This window comes from Rhodanobacter aciditrophus (assembly GCF_050026795.1).
Taxonomy (GTDB): Bacteria; Pseudomonadota; Gammaproteobacteria; order Xanthomonadales; family Rhodanobacteraceae; genus Rhodanobacter_A.
This window is the reverse complement of the sequence record NZ_JALBWP010000012.1, coordinates 706,790-719,991: the sequence shown is the minus strand read 5'-3', so window position 1 is coordinate 719,991 and position 13,202 is coordinate 706,790. Positions and strand designations below refer to the sequence as shown.

The 13,202-nt window shown below is 69.1% G+C and carries 16 protein-coding genes; 5 read left to right on the top strand and 11 right to left on the bottom strand.

What is annotated here, in order from left to right; translation table 11 throughout:
* The 8 genes from ACQGNW_RS16440 to atpD are packed head-to-tail and all read right to left on the bottom strand — an operon-like array spanning window position 1 to window position 6,098.
* The gene (locus tag ACQGNW_RS16440; RefSeq protein ID WP_426664350.1) at window positions 1-873 is read right to left on the bottom strand and encodes a F0F1 ATP synthase subunit gamma; all 873 of its coding nucleotides are present in this window, start codon (window positions 871-873) and stop codon (window positions 1-3) included.
* Window positions 857-2,344 (bottom strand): F0F1 ATP synthase subunit alpha, encoded by a 1,488-nt coding sequence (locus tag ACQGNW_RS16435; protein ID WP_426664349.1) that lies wholly within the window; start codon window positions 2,342-2,344, stop codon window positions 857-859. Before ACQGNW_RS16435 ends, ACQGNW_RS16440 begins: the two co-directional genes overlap by 17 nt.
* Window positions 2,337-3,080, bottom strand: coding sequence for a F0F1 ATP synthase subunit delta (locus ACQGNW_RS16430; protein WP_426664347.1), 744 nt, complete (start codon window positions 3,078-3,080; stop codon window positions 2,337-2,339). Before ACQGNW_RS16430 ends, ACQGNW_RS16435 begins: the two co-directional genes overlap by 8 nt.
* A gap of 10 nt (window positions 3,081-3,090) precedes the next feature.
* Window positions 3,091-3,357 carry an ATP synthase subunit c family protein gene (locus ACQGNW_RS16425; protein WP_426664345.1) on the bottom strand — a complete coding sequence of 89 codons (267 nt, stop codon included), beginning with the start codon at window positions 3,355-3,357 and terminating at the stop codon, window positions 3,091-3,093.
* Window positions 3,354-4,037: a F0F1 ATP synthase subunit A gene (locus ACQGNW_RS16420; protein ID WP_426664343.1), complete on the bottom strand. Its 684-nt coding sequence runs from the start codon at window positions 4,035-4,037 to the stop codon at window positions 3,354-3,356. Before ACQGNW_RS16420 ends, ACQGNW_RS16425 begins: the two co-directional genes overlap by 4 nt.
* The gene (locus ACQGNW_RS16415; RefSeq protein WP_426664341.1) at window positions 4,037-4,318 is read right to left on the bottom strand and encodes an AtpZ/AtpI family protein; all 282 of its coding nucleotides are present in this window, start codon (window positions 4,316-4,318) and stop codon (window positions 4,037-4,039) included. The genes ACQGNW_RS16420 and ACQGNW_RS16415 overlap by 1 nt, the downstream gene beginning before the upstream one ends.
* Complete coding sequence (locus tag ACQGNW_RS16410; protein ID WP_426664339.1) at window positions 4,315-4,719, bottom strand: F0F1 ATP synthase subunit delta/epsilon; 405 nt, start codon at window positions 4,717-4,719, stop codon at window positions 4,315-4,317. Before ACQGNW_RS16410 ends, ACQGNW_RS16415 begins: the two co-directional genes overlap by 4 nt.
* Complete coding sequence (gene atpD / locus ACQGNW_RS16405) at window positions 4,716-6,098, bottom strand: F0F1 ATP synthase subunit beta (RefSeq protein ID WP_426664337.1); 1,383 nt, start codon at window positions 6,096-6,098, stop codon at window positions 4,716-4,718. The genes ACQGNW_RS16410 and atpD overlap by 4 nt, the downstream gene beginning before the upstream one ends.
* A gap of 578 nt (window positions 6,099-6,676) precedes the next feature.
* On the opposite strand from atpD, the gene ACQGNW_RS16400 reads away from it, so the two are divergent.
* Window positions 6,677-7,276, top strand: coding sequence for a GNAT family N-acetyltransferase (locus tag ACQGNW_RS16400; RefSeq protein ID WP_426664335.1), 600 nt, complete (start codon window positions 6,677-6,679; stop codon window positions 7,274-7,276).
* 176 nt (window positions 7,277-7,452) lie between these two features.
* Here ACQGNW_RS16400 and ACQGNW_RS16395 read toward each other — a convergent pair whose 3' ends face one another.
* Window positions 7,453-7,920: a DUF1203 domain-containing protein gene (locus ACQGNW_RS16395; protein ID WP_426664333.1), complete on the bottom strand. Its 468-nt coding sequence runs from the start codon at window positions 7,918-7,920 to the stop codon at window positions 7,453-7,455.
* Window positions 7,921-8,277: 357 nt separating this feature from the next.
* Here ACQGNW_RS16395 and ACQGNW_RS16390 point away from each other — a divergent pair, with 357 nt between their 5' ends.
* From ACQGNW_RS16390 to ACQGNW_RS16375, 4 genes are all read left to right on the top strand, one after another.
* Window positions 8,278-8,640 (top strand): PadR family transcriptional regulator, encoded by a 363-nt coding sequence (locus tag ACQGNW_RS16390; protein ID WP_426664331.1) that lies wholly within the window; start codon window positions 8,278-8,280, stop codon window positions 8,638-8,640.
* Entirely contained in the window at window positions 8,640-9,560 is a 921-nt protein-coding gene (locus tag ACQGNW_RS16385; RefSeq protein ID WP_426664329.1) for a sensor domain-containing protein, read from the top strand. Before ACQGNW_RS16390 ends, ACQGNW_RS16385 begins: the two co-directional genes overlap by 1 nt.
* A gap of 2 nt (window positions 9,561-9,562) precedes the next feature.
* On the top strand, window positions 9,563-10,009 hold the full coding sequence (locus ACQGNW_RS16380; protein ID WP_426664328.1) for a DUF1579 family protein: 447 nt from the start codon (window positions 9,563-9,565) through the stop codon (window positions 10,007-10,009).
* Between the two features lie 116 nt (window positions 10,010-10,125).
* Window positions 10,126-11,928, top strand: coding sequence for an amidohydrolase (locus ACQGNW_RS16375; protein WP_426664327.1), 1,803 nt, complete (start codon window positions 10,126-10,128; stop codon window positions 11,926-11,928).
* A gap of 15 nt (window positions 11,929-11,943) precedes the next feature.
* Here the strand turns inward: ACQGNW_RS16375 and ACQGNW_RS16370 are convergent, their stop codons facing one another.
* The gene (locus ACQGNW_RS16370) at window positions 11,944-12,594 is read right to left on the bottom strand and encodes a DUF6348 family protein (protein WP_426664326.1); all 651 of its coding nucleotides are present in this window, start codon (window positions 12,592-12,594) and stop codon (window positions 11,944-11,946) included.
* Window positions 12,595-12,596: 2 nt separating this feature from the next.
* Window positions 12,597-13,115: a M48 metallopeptidase family protein gene (locus ACQGNW_RS16365; protein ID WP_426664325.1), complete on the bottom strand. Its 519-nt coding sequence runs from the start codon at window positions 13,113-13,115 to the stop codon at window positions 12,597-12,599.
* Window positions 13,116-13,202: the final 87 nt, after the last annotated feature.

Genomic DNA, 13,202 nt, shown 5'->3' with positions numbered 1-13,202 from the left:
TCAAGGGGCGCGCCGAACGACGTTCGGAACCGGCGCCCGGTTGCCCGCGACTGCCGCACCTTGCCCCAGCAGGATGATCTCGATCTCTTCGGTGATGGCCTCCTGCCGCGCGCGCCGCCGGCCGCGGTCGAGCACGCCCACGCGCTCGTGCAGCCGATCGAGCGCGGCGCTCATCTGGTCGAGGCGGCGGCGATTCTCGGCCAGCAGCGAGGCGAGCAGAAGGGCGTTCAGCGAGGCGAACACGTAGTGGTCGATGAGGATGCGGTGCAGGTCGCGGGCCGGCAGCTGCAGCAGCGGCCTGTGCGGCCAGCATCGGCTGGCTGGCGCCGCCGGCACCGGCAGGATGCGCTCGCGGTTCACCTCGCCCTGCGCGTCGTGATGGACGACCACCAGCCCGGCGGTGGCCTCATGGTCGCGCCGGGCGGATGCCTGTATGGAGGCCACGATGTCGGACATCACGCCCGGGATGTCCTCGTTGACGGCCGCGCCGGCGACGGAAAGATGCGGCACGCCCCGTTCGTCCAGCACTTGGCCGAGCCGGCTGCCCACCGCGATGCAGGCGACTGTGCCGGAGCGGCCGGTGGCATCCAGCCGCGAGGCGATGCGCTCGTCGAAGTCGCCGCACAACCCGCGCTCCGAACCAACGAGGACGACCACGTCGCGCGAGGGCATCACGCCGGGGCGGGCCCCGGGGTAGTGCGCGACCACGTTGTCGATCGCCACGCGGATGGCGGATACGGCTTCCTGCTGGCGCGCCGCTCCCTCGGCGATGCGGCGCGCCTCGATGAATGCGAGGCTGCGCATCGCCGACAGTATCGTGCCGATGTCCTCGAGCGCCTGGATGTGGCGGCCCAGTTCACGCCACCGCGCCATGGCCTTTCTCCAGCCACCGATGCACGCGTTCGCGCCAGCGGTCCGGCGGGTCGCCGACGGCCGCCTGCTCATGCCGGCAATGGTCGAGCAGTTGCTGCATGGCCGCCGTCATGTCGCCGGGGGCGATCCGTTCCAGCAGGCCTTCGTTGTAGGCAACCAGCCAGGCCATCTGTGCGGCGGCGGGCCATGGCTCGAAGCGCGGCTGCTTCAGCGCCTGGCGCAATGCGCGTCCGCGCCGGATGCGTTCCTCCACGCCGGCCTCGAGCTTGGCGCCGAAGCGCGTGAATACCTCCAGCTCGAGGAACTGCAGGTAATCCAGCTTGATCCGGCCGGCCTGGTCGCGGATGTCGGGGTGCTGAGCCTTGCCGCCGATGCGCGAGACCGAGCGCGTCACGTCGATCGCCGGCAGCTGCCCCTGCGCGAACAGGCGCTGGTCCAGGAAGATCTGCCCGTCGGTGATCGAGATGAGGTTGGTGGGAATGTAGTCGGCGATCTCGCCCTGCTCGGTCTCCACCAGGGGCAGGGCGGTCATGCTGCCGCCGCCCTGTTCGGCCGACAACGCGGTGGCACGCTCCAGCAGGCGTGCATGCAGGTAGAAGATGTCGCCGGGATACGCCTCGCGCCCGGGCGGCCGGCGCAGCAGCAGCGAAAGTTCGCGATAGGCCTTGGCGTGCGTGCTCAGGTCGTCGTAGACGACCAGGGTGTCGCAACCCGCCGCCATCCAGGCCTCGGCAATGGCGCAGCCGGCGAAGGGCGCCAGGTACTTCATGCCCGGCAGCGCGTTGGCGTCGGCCACCACCACGGAGGAGTAGGACAAGGCGCCGTGATCGCGCAGTGCGGCAATGGTGCTGGCCGCGTCGGAGCGCTTCTGCCCGATCAGCACGTAGACGCAGCGGACGGCTTCGCCCTGCTGGCGAAGGACGGTGTCCAGCGCCAGCGCGCTCTTGCCGGTGCCGTTGTCGCCGATGATGAGCTGGCGCTGGCCACGGCCGATGGGGATCAGCGTGTCGACGATCTTGTTGCCCGAGTACAGCGGCCGCTGCACGAAGGCGCGATGTATGAGCGGCGGCGAGACGTCGTCGAGCGCGCGCATGGCGGCGGTCCGCGGTGCCTCGCCGCCGTCCAGCGGGCGGCCCAGCGGGTCGACCACGCGGCCCAGCAGGGCGTCTCCCACGCCGATCTGCAATTGGCGGCCGCTCAGCGTGGCGCGCGCACCGGCGCGCAGCCGGCTGTCGGCGTCGAGCAGGATGACGCCGATCCTGTCCGGTTCGAGGTGGTAGATCAAGGCGTCGCCACCGTCCTCGATGGACACGATGTCGTCCAGCGCCGCGGAGGGCAGGCCGGACAGCCAGGCGACGCCGTCGCCGATCGAGACGACGGTGCCGCTTTCGTGGACGCGCAGGCCGAAGCCGTAGTCGGCCAGCCACTGTTCGCGGCGGTCGAGGGCACGCGCCGAGGCGGCGTCAGCCATGGCCGTCCGCCTCGGCGAAGGCCCGCAGTTCGCCTGCGATGCTGGCGTCGAGCTCCCATGCATCGATGCGGATGCGCAACCCGCAGACCAGGGCGGTGTCTTCCGCGTACCGGATGTCCGGCAGGGTGGCGGCCCATGCGGCCAGCGTCGCTTCGAGGCGGGCACGCTGGTCCGCCGCGAGGGGCGCGCTGCTCTGCACGACGACGGCCCTGGCGGACGCCAGCGCGCTGTGCAGCGCCTCGACGCGGTCTGGCGGCAACGCGGCCAGGTCCCGCAGCGCCACCTCGAAGATGCGCTGGGCCAGCGCCGGCGTGGCGAGGTCGTGCAGCAGGCGCGAGGCGAACCGGGCGGCCTGGCCGGCGGCGCGAGTCTGGGCGGCTCGCTCGCAGGCTTCCTGTTCGTGCTTGCGCAGCGCCTGCTGGCGTTGCTGTTCGGCGGCCAGGTCGGCCTGCAGCGCCTGCATGCGGCGTTGCCGCTCCGCTTCCAGGTCTTTGCCAAGCGCCTGGCGGCGCTGTTCCAGTTCGACCTGCCACTGGGTGTTGCGCGCCTGGTAATCCGCCTGTAGCGCACGCGCCTCGTCGCGTGCCTTCTGCGCATCGTCCAGGGTCTGCTGCACGGCGCGCTGGCGCTGCTCGATCATCGCCAGCACCGGCCGGTAGAGGAAGTGCCGGAGCAGCCAGACCAGCACCAGGAAATTGATGGTCTCCAGGACGAAGGTGGACCAGTCGAAGCCCATGGCCGCGCGCCTACTTCAGCAGGTACGCCAGCAACGGATTGCGGAACAGCACGATCAGCACGATCACCAGCACGTAGATGGCCAGCGACTCCACCATCGCCAGGCCGATGAACAGGGCGCGCAGGATCGACTTCTCGGCCTCGGGCTGGCGGGCCAGGGCATCCAGCGCCCGGCTTATCGCGCGTCCCATGGCCAGGGCGGGAAACATCACGCCGAGGGCGATGGCCGCGAGCGCGCCCACGGTCGAAAACAGGGCGAACAGGTTCAGGTCTTTCATGATGCGGGGTCTCCATCGGAACGGACGGCAGCATGGGATTCCAGGCCGCCGGCGATGTACACGAGCGCCAGCACGCCGAAGATGTAGGCCTGCACCAGCGCCTCCACCACGTGCAGCATCAGCAGCGGTACCGGCACCAGCAGGCCGGCCACCAGCAGCACCAGCAGCGCCGCCATTTCCAGACTCATGATGTTTCCGAACAGGCGCACCGCCAGCGCGAGCGTGCGCGACAGCTCGCTGATGACGTTGAACGGAAGCAGGATCGGGTTGGGCTGCACGTAGTGGCGCAGGTACGGCAGCCAGCCGGCTTCGCGGATGCCGAACCAGTGCGTGGCGGCGAAGACCAGCAGGGCCAGGCCGCTGGTGACGGATAGCTGGCCGGTCGGCGAATGCAGCCCCGGGATCAGCCCCGCGAGGTTGGCGAACACCAGGTAGATCCACAGGCTTCCGACGAACGGCAGCAGGCGCTGCGACTGTCCGGGAGCGATGTCTTCGATGGCTCCCTGCATGGCGAGCACGGCGCCTTCCAGCACGCTTTGCCAGCGGCTGGGCGAGAGCGCGAGGCGGCGCGTCACCAGCCAGCAGGCCAGCACCAGCACCGCCATGATGCCCCAGGTCGTCGCCACCGCGTTGGTGATCAGCAAGGGGCCCAGGCGCAGGAGGGTACCGTTCTCGTCCATCACGGCCGCTCCCTGATGATGAGGTAGACGTTCAGCGCGCCGATCGCGATGCCGGCGACGATGCCGGACAGCGTGCCGCGCACCGAATAGCCGGGCAGCTTCTCGTCGATCCACAGCCCGATGTAGGTGGCGGCGACCACCGGCAGGACGAACACCAGGCCGAGCGTGCCGAGGTAGAGCGACTGGCCGATCAGCCCCTGCCTTTCGCGCTGCGCGCGCACCGCGCGCCGCACCTCGCGCAGCGTCGACCGATGCCAGTGGCGGTCGTTCGGCGTGGTCATCGCGCGCGCTCCCGCTGCAGGCGCCAGAGCCGGCGGAACATCTCGCGCTCCATCTGGCGCAGCTGCTCGTGGAGCTGGCCGAGCGACGCTTCTTCGCTGGCGAAACGTTCCTCCAGTGCGCGGCTCACGGCATGCAGGTCGTCGCTGCGCAGGTAGTCGCGCGCGGCGAAGGTCAGGGTATTCCCGGCGAAGTACAGGACACCCCCCGGCTGCGCCAGGTATTCGACGCGGCCATCGTCGTAGCGAAGCCGCGACAGCCCCGGCACCAGCGCCGTGACGAAGCATTCGTGGTGCGCGCGCAGGGCGAACTGGCCGCTCGGATCCTCGCCCGCGAACGCGGCCACGCCGACGATGCGCTCGTCGGCGCGGGGACTCAGCAGGTGCAGGTCGAAGCTGCTCATGCCCCGGCTCCCGGAAGCCGGCCGCGCATGTAGCACTGCGCCTCGGGCGTGTCGTCGTGGCGGCCCTCCAGCAATGCCTCGCAGTCGGCCAGGGTGCCCTCCAGCGGCACGCTGGCGCCGGCGATGCCGGTGGACGCGGCGACCACCGCGAACGGCTGCGACAGGTAGCGTTGCAGCCGGCGCGCGCGCAGCACCAGCTTGCGGTCCACCGCCGACAGGGCCTCGATGCCCAGCATCGCGATGACGTCTTCCAGTTCCTTGTAGCGGGCGAGGTGCTCGCGCACCCGGGTGGCGACCCCGTAATGGCGCGCACCGACGACGGAAGGATCGAGCAGGCGGCTGCGCGAGGCCAGCGGATCCACCGCAGGGTAGATGCCTTGCGCCGCCTGCTCGCGCGAGAGGATCACGCTGGTGTCGAGATGGGCGAGGATCGCGATCACGGCCGGGTCGGTCATGTCGTCCGCCGGCACGTACACGGCCTGCACCGAGGTGATGCTGCCGCTCTGCGTCGAGCAGATCCGTTCCTCCAGTTCCGCGATCTCCGAGAGCAGGGTGGGCTGGTAGCCCACGGTGGCCGGCATGCGGCCCAGCAGGCCGGACACCTCGCTGCCCGCCTGCGCGAAGCGGAAGGCGTTGTCCATCAGGAACAGCACGTCGCCGCCCAGCGTGTCGCGCAGGTATTCGGCATAGGTGATGCCGGCAAGGCCGACCCGAAAGCGCACGCCGGGCACCTCGTCCATCTGGCCGAACACCATGAGGGTGTGTGGCATCACGCCGGCGTCGCGCATGTCGTGCCACAGCTCATGGCCTTCGCGGATGCGCTCGCCCACGCCGCAGAACACGTTGGTGCCGCGATGCAGGTGCACGATGGCGTGCATGAACTCGGTGATCAGCACCGTCTTGCCGACCCCCGCGCCCCCGAACAGCCCGGTCTTGCCACCGCGCGCGAAAGGGCAGAGCAGGTCGATGACCTTGATGCCCGTCTCCAGGATGCCGCTGAGCGGCCTGGTGTCGCTGAGGGGGACGGGGTGCCCGGTGATCGGCAGGCGCCGGTCCCCGGGAATGGCTGCGCCTCCGTCCAGCGGAGCGCCGAAGACGTCGAGCAGGCGCCCGAGCACCTCCGGGCACACCGGGACGCACACGGGCGCCTGCGTGTCGGTGACCGCCTCGCCGCGGCGCATGCCCGAGGTCCGGCCCAGGGCCAGCGTCCTGACGTGTCCCGGGCCGAGCTCCTGCTGCACTTCGAGATGGATCGTCGATGTCCCGGTGCCCGCAAGCAGGGCTTGCCGCAACAGCGGCGGATCGTTGCAGGCGACGTCGACCACCGAACCCTGCACGGACTCGACGCGGCCCGCCCATGCGCCGGACGCGCCGGTCACCGTGGTGATCTCCGCGTGGGACGCCGGCGCCCGTGGGGCCGCCGGCGATGGGAGGGCATCGAGGTACGCATGCAGGCAGATGACCACCCTGTGCAGCGGGGAGGTTGATCTGGGTCAACGAACGCCGCCACGCGGTCGCGGCATGGACATGTCCGCCGGGCGCATGGACGCACCGCGGTCCATGACATGACCCCGAGGGATGCATCGCAAACGGGCACCGGGCGGCAGTGCTTGCGCGCCGCTCGATGGCAAGGCGTGCGGGCGCGCGCGAGCCTGCGACGGCTCACCCCCGCATTGCGGTCGGGCGTGGACAACGTCGCGGCAAGGGGAACTGGCAACGCTCGTTAGCAGCGCGGGTCAACTGGCCAGCTTCGGCGCGAGGCGCTGGTCGTGGGTCTTGCGGCGCCTTCGGTCGGAAGCGACCACATCGGCACGAGGCAAGCCGGATCCCGGCTACGGGGAGCCTCTCATCGGTCTTGCCCTTCGGGCGCCTCGCTTGCGCCGCGGAAAAGCCAGTCGACAGGTGCGCAATATGCCGCACCCTCTATTGCTCGAATCGAACAGGCAACGGTTGCACCGTGGACGCCCGACAACTTGAACATCCGCTCATCCTCAAAGGCCGCCTGGTCGAACTTCGACCGGTGGAAGAAGAAACCCTGGCCGAACTGTTCGACGTCGGCCGCGATCGCGACATCTGGCGGCTGACGTCGGTGGATTACTCCGATCCCGCCATCTTCTACCCGAACTTCAGGGCGGCGTTGCAGGATCGGGCGCTCGGCAACGCTTATCCGTTGCTGGTGTGTCTCGCCGGCAGCCGCCGGGTTGTCGGCACCACCCGGTTGCTCGATTTCCTGCCGCACGACAGGAAGATCGAAATCGGAGTCACCTGGATTGCGAGTGAATTCTGGGGCGGCGGCATCAACACCGAATGCAAGCTGCTCCTGCTCGAGTATTGTTTCGGAACCCTCGGCGTCAATCGGATCCAGTTCCGTGCCAAGGCCGACAACGTCAGATCCCGGCGCGCGCTCGAAAAGATCGGTGCGGTGTTCGAGGGCATCCTGCGAAAGGACAAGATCGAACCCAACGGCAAGCCGCGGGACACGGCCTTCTACAGCATCCTGCAGGAGGAGTGGCCGGGAGTGAGGGCACGGCTGGCCGTGCAGCTTGCCGGACGATGATGGTGGCGCTACGGCGCATCGGCCACGGCTGCCGATGCGGCTGACAGCGCGCCGTCTTCGTCGGTGGAATCCACGACTCGAAGCGGCCCCGGGTGCCGGGTCGACCTGCCGCGCCACTGGTGGGCGACTCGCCATCCCACGGGTCGTCCTGGTGTGCCCGTGCTACCCGCGGGCGTTCAGGCTCGGTCGATGCGGGCGGCATAGCAACCGGGTTTGGCGTAGTGCGCATGCAGGTAACCGGTGCGTTCGTCGGCGAGCAGGCGCTCGATCGTGTCCCGGATGTCATCGCCCGTGGCCAGGTCGGCGGCGATCAGCATGTGGTTCCGGTCGAAGGCGCGCAGCGCGATGATCCGGCGATGCATCACGTCGGGCACCTCGTCGATCGAGGAGTAGGCTTGTTCGGCGCCTTCGCGGATGTAGACGGCGTAACTGGCGTGGTAAGGCGTGTCGGCGGGCAGGTGCGTGTAATTGACGAGCAACAGGGATTCGCCGACGGCTGCATCGCGCAGCTCAATGCGTTCGGGGTAGCCGTGGGCCACGTCGACGATGCAGCGCACCGCGCGATGCGCCTTCAGCGTGGCGTCGCTCGCGCCGAACAGATGGCGGAAAGTTTCGGGCGAAAGCCCGCTGATGCGGAAAGACATGAGAGTTCCGTGGATGGCTGATAGCGCCACTTTCCGCCGGAACGTTCGTCGCGGCCATCCGGATCTTGTGCCCGTGCATGGCGAGCGGAGCGGGCGCGGCGCCGCCGGGCAGGTTTGGCGTCGCGGGGCGCCTGGCCCAGCCGGTGTGTTGCAAGCGACTGTTGCCCATATCGCCGCGACGCCTCTATCACCAATGTTTGTACACACCCGTTATCACCATTGTTTGTACAACGTGCACAAACATTGGTGTCATGCCCACACGCCTGGGCCTCGGCGCTCCATGACTTCCGGCGCATGCGCTAGTACGAAGTAAACACTATGCTTCACTTCAAGTTATGAGGCAGTGCGGGCAAGCGCGTGGACGACATCGGCGGCCAACTGAAGAAGTTCCAGAAGGAGCTGTCCACCGGCACGGTGTCGCTGGTGCTGCTGGCGGTGCTGGGGCAGTCGCGCCAGCCGCTGTACGGCTACCAGATCGCCAAGCGGCTGGAGCAGGCGGGCGAAGGCGTGCTGGCCGGCAAGCAGAGCGCGCTGTACCCGGTGCTGCGCAACCTGGAGGGCGCCGGCCTGCTGGCCAGCGAAGTGGAGCCCTCGGTGAGCGGGCCGCCGCGCCGCTATTACCGCATCACGAAATTCGGCCGCGAGGTGCTGCGCGAGTGGACCGCCGCGTGGAGCGCCAGCCGCGACTCCGTCGACAAGGTTCTGCAGGGAGAGTTGTGATGACTACACCGCGCACCATCAACGAATACCTCGAACAACTGCGCGCCGCCCTGCGTGGCGCCGACCCCGCGCTGGTCCAGGATGCGCTCTACGACGCCGAGGAACACCTGCGCGCCGAGCTGTACGAACGCCCCGGCCGCGACGAGGCCGCGATGCTCGCGCACGTGGTGGAGAGCTACGGCGCGCCGGACGAGGTGGCCGAGATCTACCGTGACCAGGAGATCAGGATCCAGCGCGCGATCCGTCCGCCGCCGCCGCCGAGGCGCCGCTCGGCCGCCGGCCGCTTCTTCGGCGTGATCGCCGACCCGCGTGCCTGGGGAGCGCTGTTCTACCTGCTGTTCGGGCTGGTCACCGGCATCGCGTACTTCACCTGGGTGGTCGCCGGCCTCGCGATGTCGGCGGGCTTCTCGCTGCTCATCATCGGCCTGCCGTTCGTCGTGCTGTTCTTCGGCAGCGTGCGCGGTCTGGCGCTGCTGGAAGGGCGGCTCGTGGAAACCATGCTCGGCGTGCGCATGCCGCGCCGGCCGCCGTACCCGCCGAGGCACATGTCGCTGTTCCAGCGCATCGGCGCGATGTTCACCGATCCGCGCAGCTGGAGCTCGATGCTGTACGCGCTGCTGCTGCTCCCGCTGGGCATCTTCTACTTCACGTTGATCGTGGCCTGGCTTGCCGTTTCGCTGAGTTTCATCGCCGCGCCTGTCCTGAAGCTGGTCGCCGTGCTGGGGCATTGGGATGTGGGCACCTGCGTCGGCGCGCCCGAGTGGATCTGCAGCAGCGTCGAGTGGCTGAGCGGCTGGGGCGGCGCGACCGTGCTGTGCGTGCTGGGCCTGCTGCTGTTCTTCCTGCTGCTGCACATGGTGCGCGGCCTGGGCTACCTGCACGGCCAGCTCGCCAAGCACCTGCTCGTGCGCAGGGCCTGATCATGGACATGAAGCATGCGCTGGGTCTGCTGGCAGGCGAGTGGGAAGGCGAGGAGACCATCGCCACCACGCGGTGGGGCGAGGGTGGGCCGGCTCGCGGGCGCATCTCCGCACGACTGGATCTCGGTGGCCGCGCGCTGTTGATGGATTACCGCGAGGAGCGCGATGGCCAGCCTGCGCTGCAGGCGCACGCCGTGTTCACCGCCGGCCCCGGCCACGACGAATACGCTCTGTACTGGTTCGACAGCTATGGCTTTGCTCCCGCGCAACCGGCGCCCGGACACTGGGACGGCGAGCGGCTGGTGTTCCTGCGCAGCTCGCCGCGGGGGCAGACACGGCACACCTACGCGTTGCGCGACGATGCGTTCGAGCTGGCGCTGGAGAGCTCCTTCGACGGCGGCGTGCGCTGGGAACCGGTGATGCAGGGAAGCTATCGGCGCGTGGCGTAGCCGCTCCCTTCGTTGCCGCGCGGGAGGGGGCGGGGTGCCTTTCGTCCGGTTGACCCCGCCCGGCCGGCTTTCTACGCTGCCTCGACGCGCCCGTGCGCGCTCATCGGGGAAACATCATGCACCTGCGCCGCTCCTGGCTTCCGGTTTTCCTGCTGGCCTCGCTGGCAGCGTCTGCGGCCGACGCGCCGGTCAAGGGCTTCCCGCCCGCGTTGCCCGCCGCCGACCTGGTGCTGCGCGATGCCAGCATCGCCACGCTCGATCCGCTGCAGCCGCACGCGCAGGCGCTGGCGGTGGAGGGCGGCAAGATCGCCGCACTGGGCAGCGACACCGAGATCGCCCGCTACATCGGCCCGCACACCAGGGTGATGGACCTGCACGGTGCCTTCGTCGCGCCGGGTTTCATGGAAGGCCACGGCCACCTGCTGGATACCGGCGAGTCGCTGATGGAACTGGACCTCGGCAAGGCGCCGAACTGGGACACGATCGTGGCGATGGTGAAGGCCGCGGTGGCCAAGGCCAGGCCGGGCGAATGGATCGTCGGCCAGGGCTGGCAGCAGAGCAAGTGGAACAAGGTGCCGCAACCCAACGTGGACGGACTGCCGCTGCCGGCCAGCCTCGACGCGGTGTCGCCCGCCAATCCCGTGCTGCTGTCGCATACCAGCGGCCACGCGATCTACGCGAATGCCATGGCGCTGAAGCTCGCCGGCATCGGCCGCGACACGCCCGACCCGGCCGGCGGCAGTATCGTGCGCGACGCGCAGGGCAACGCCATCGGCGCGCTGCGCGATACCGCGGGCGACGCGGTATTCGCCGCCTACAACCGCTATCTCGCCACCTTGCCGCCGCAGGAACTGGCGGCGCACAAGGAGCAGGCGCTGAAGCTCGCCATGCAGAACGAGGTGAGCAAGGGCATCACCGGTTTCGTGGACATGGGCGTGGACTTCAAGACGGCGGGCTGGCTCAAGCAGCAGGCGGGCAAGGGCTTTCCGCTGCGCCTGTATGCCAACATCGCCGGCGAGCCGGTGGCGTCGCTGGACGCGAACCTGGCGGGATACCGCACGCTCGGCTATGCGGACGACCACTTCACCCTGCGTGGCATCGGCGAGGTCCTGTCCGACGGCGCGCTGGGCACGCACAGTGCGTGGTTCCTCAAGCCGTACACGGACGCGCCCGGCATCAGCGGCAAGAACGTGGTGGCGATGGACGACATCCGGCAGATCGCCCGGATCGCCGCGCGCGACGGCTTCCAGCTTTCCGTGCACGCCATCGGCGACCGCGCCAACCGCGAGGTGCTGGACGTGTTCCAGCAGACCTACGCGCAGGACCCGGCGGCGCACGCGCTGCGCTGGCGCATCGAGCACGCACAGCACCTCGATCCCGCCGACATCCCGCGCTTCGCGCAGCTCGGCGTGATCGCCTCGATGCAGTCCATCCACGCCTGCTCCGATGCGCCGTACGTGATCCCCCGCCTCGGCGAGCAGCGCGCCGAGCAGGGCGCCTACGTGTGGCATTCGCTGATCCAGAGCGGCGCGATGGTGCTGGACGGCAGCGACACCCCGGTGGAAGACACCAACCCCATCGCCGGCTTCTATTGCGCGGTGACCCGCGACGACGGCCGCGGCCAACGCTTCTTCCCGGCCCAGGTGAAGACCCGCATGGAAGCCTTGCGCTCCTACACCTGGAACAACGCCTATGCCGTGTTCGAGGACCGCCACCTCGGCTCGCTGAGCCCCGGCAAGCTCGCCGACATGGTGGTGATCTCCGGCAACCTGCTGACCCTCCCCGAAGACCAGATCCTGCGCACCCGCGTGCTCTACACCATCGTGGGCGGCAAGCTCGTGTACCAGCGGAAGGGCGCCGAGGCGTGGCGCAGCGGGCAGCTGTTCAAGGCGATGCCGGAGTTCGACCACGTGAATTGAGGGCGGCACCCACCCTCAGTAATCCCGCACGTCCAGCACCATGAAACCGTGGGCGCCGTAGTCGCCCAGCGGCGGCCACGGCAGCGTGTTCAGCGCATCGGTGCCCGCCACCCACGGCTCGTTGTCGAGCAGGACTTCGCAGCGCGTTTCGCCTTCCGCCGAGCGGCGGTACACCAGTCGCAGCCAGTGCAGTTCGGCGGGCGGGGCCTCGCGTTGCCATGCGGTCTCGATCGCCTTCGGTACCTGCTCCAGCATCTCCAGGTCGGTGATGTCCGCGCCGTGCAGGGTGAAGGGCCCGGCGAACACGTCCCAGGTGCGGGTGGCGGTTTCCCATGCCGTGATCGCCAGCTTGCGGTCGTCGGTGACGTACCAGCAGGCGGCCAGCAACGGATGGAATGCGCTGTGCTCGAACGCGCGCAGGGCGGCCATGCAGCCTTCCGCGTCGGTGCCGTGGCCGGCGAAGCTTTCCTCGATGCAGCGTTCCTCGCTGAGCACGACGTCGATGTCGAGGTGTCCCGGTTCGTCGGCCGTGCCCGCGTGCCACTGGGTGCGCACGGAGGGGAAGTCGCCGTCGGTGGTCAGCCAGCCGTCCTCGTCGGCGTCGAGCTCCACGCCATTTCGCTCGAACAGCCGCAACAGGTATTTCTGCAGTGCCGCGCTATCCATCGTCATTCCTGCGGGTGGGGTGTGTTGGTCGAAGGCAATTCGCGCCAGGTCAGGTAGAGGCGCAGGTCGAATTCCCGCTGGTGGTAGTCCGGCAGCATGTGCTGGCACAGCTGGTAGAACGCCTTGTTGTGCTCGCTTTCCTTCAGGTGCGCCAGCTCGTGCACCACGATCATCTGCAGGAACTCCGGCGCGGCGCTCTTGAACAGGCTGGCCACGCGGATCTCCTTCTTCGCCTTGAGCCGGCTGCCCTGCACGCGCGAGATCGCGGTATGCAGGCCCAGCGCGCGCTGCACCACGTCGAGCTTGCTGTCGTAAAGCACCTTGTCGATGGCCGGCGCCTGCTTCATGTGCCGCTGCTTCAGCGCAGCCACGTAGCCGTACAGCGCCTTGTCGCTCTGCACGTCGTGGCGGCCCGGGTAGCGCGTGGCCAGGTGTTCGCCGAGGCGCTGCTGCGCGATCAGCTGGCGCACCTTGTCCTGCACGGCGGACGGGTACGCCTGGAGGTATTTCAGCGGGGTCATCGGCGCATTCTCGCATTGCGTCGATGCGCGGGTGTCGCGGGAGGCTGCCGCGCCGGCGCGGATGCGCCATGGCAAGGGCAGGGTGCG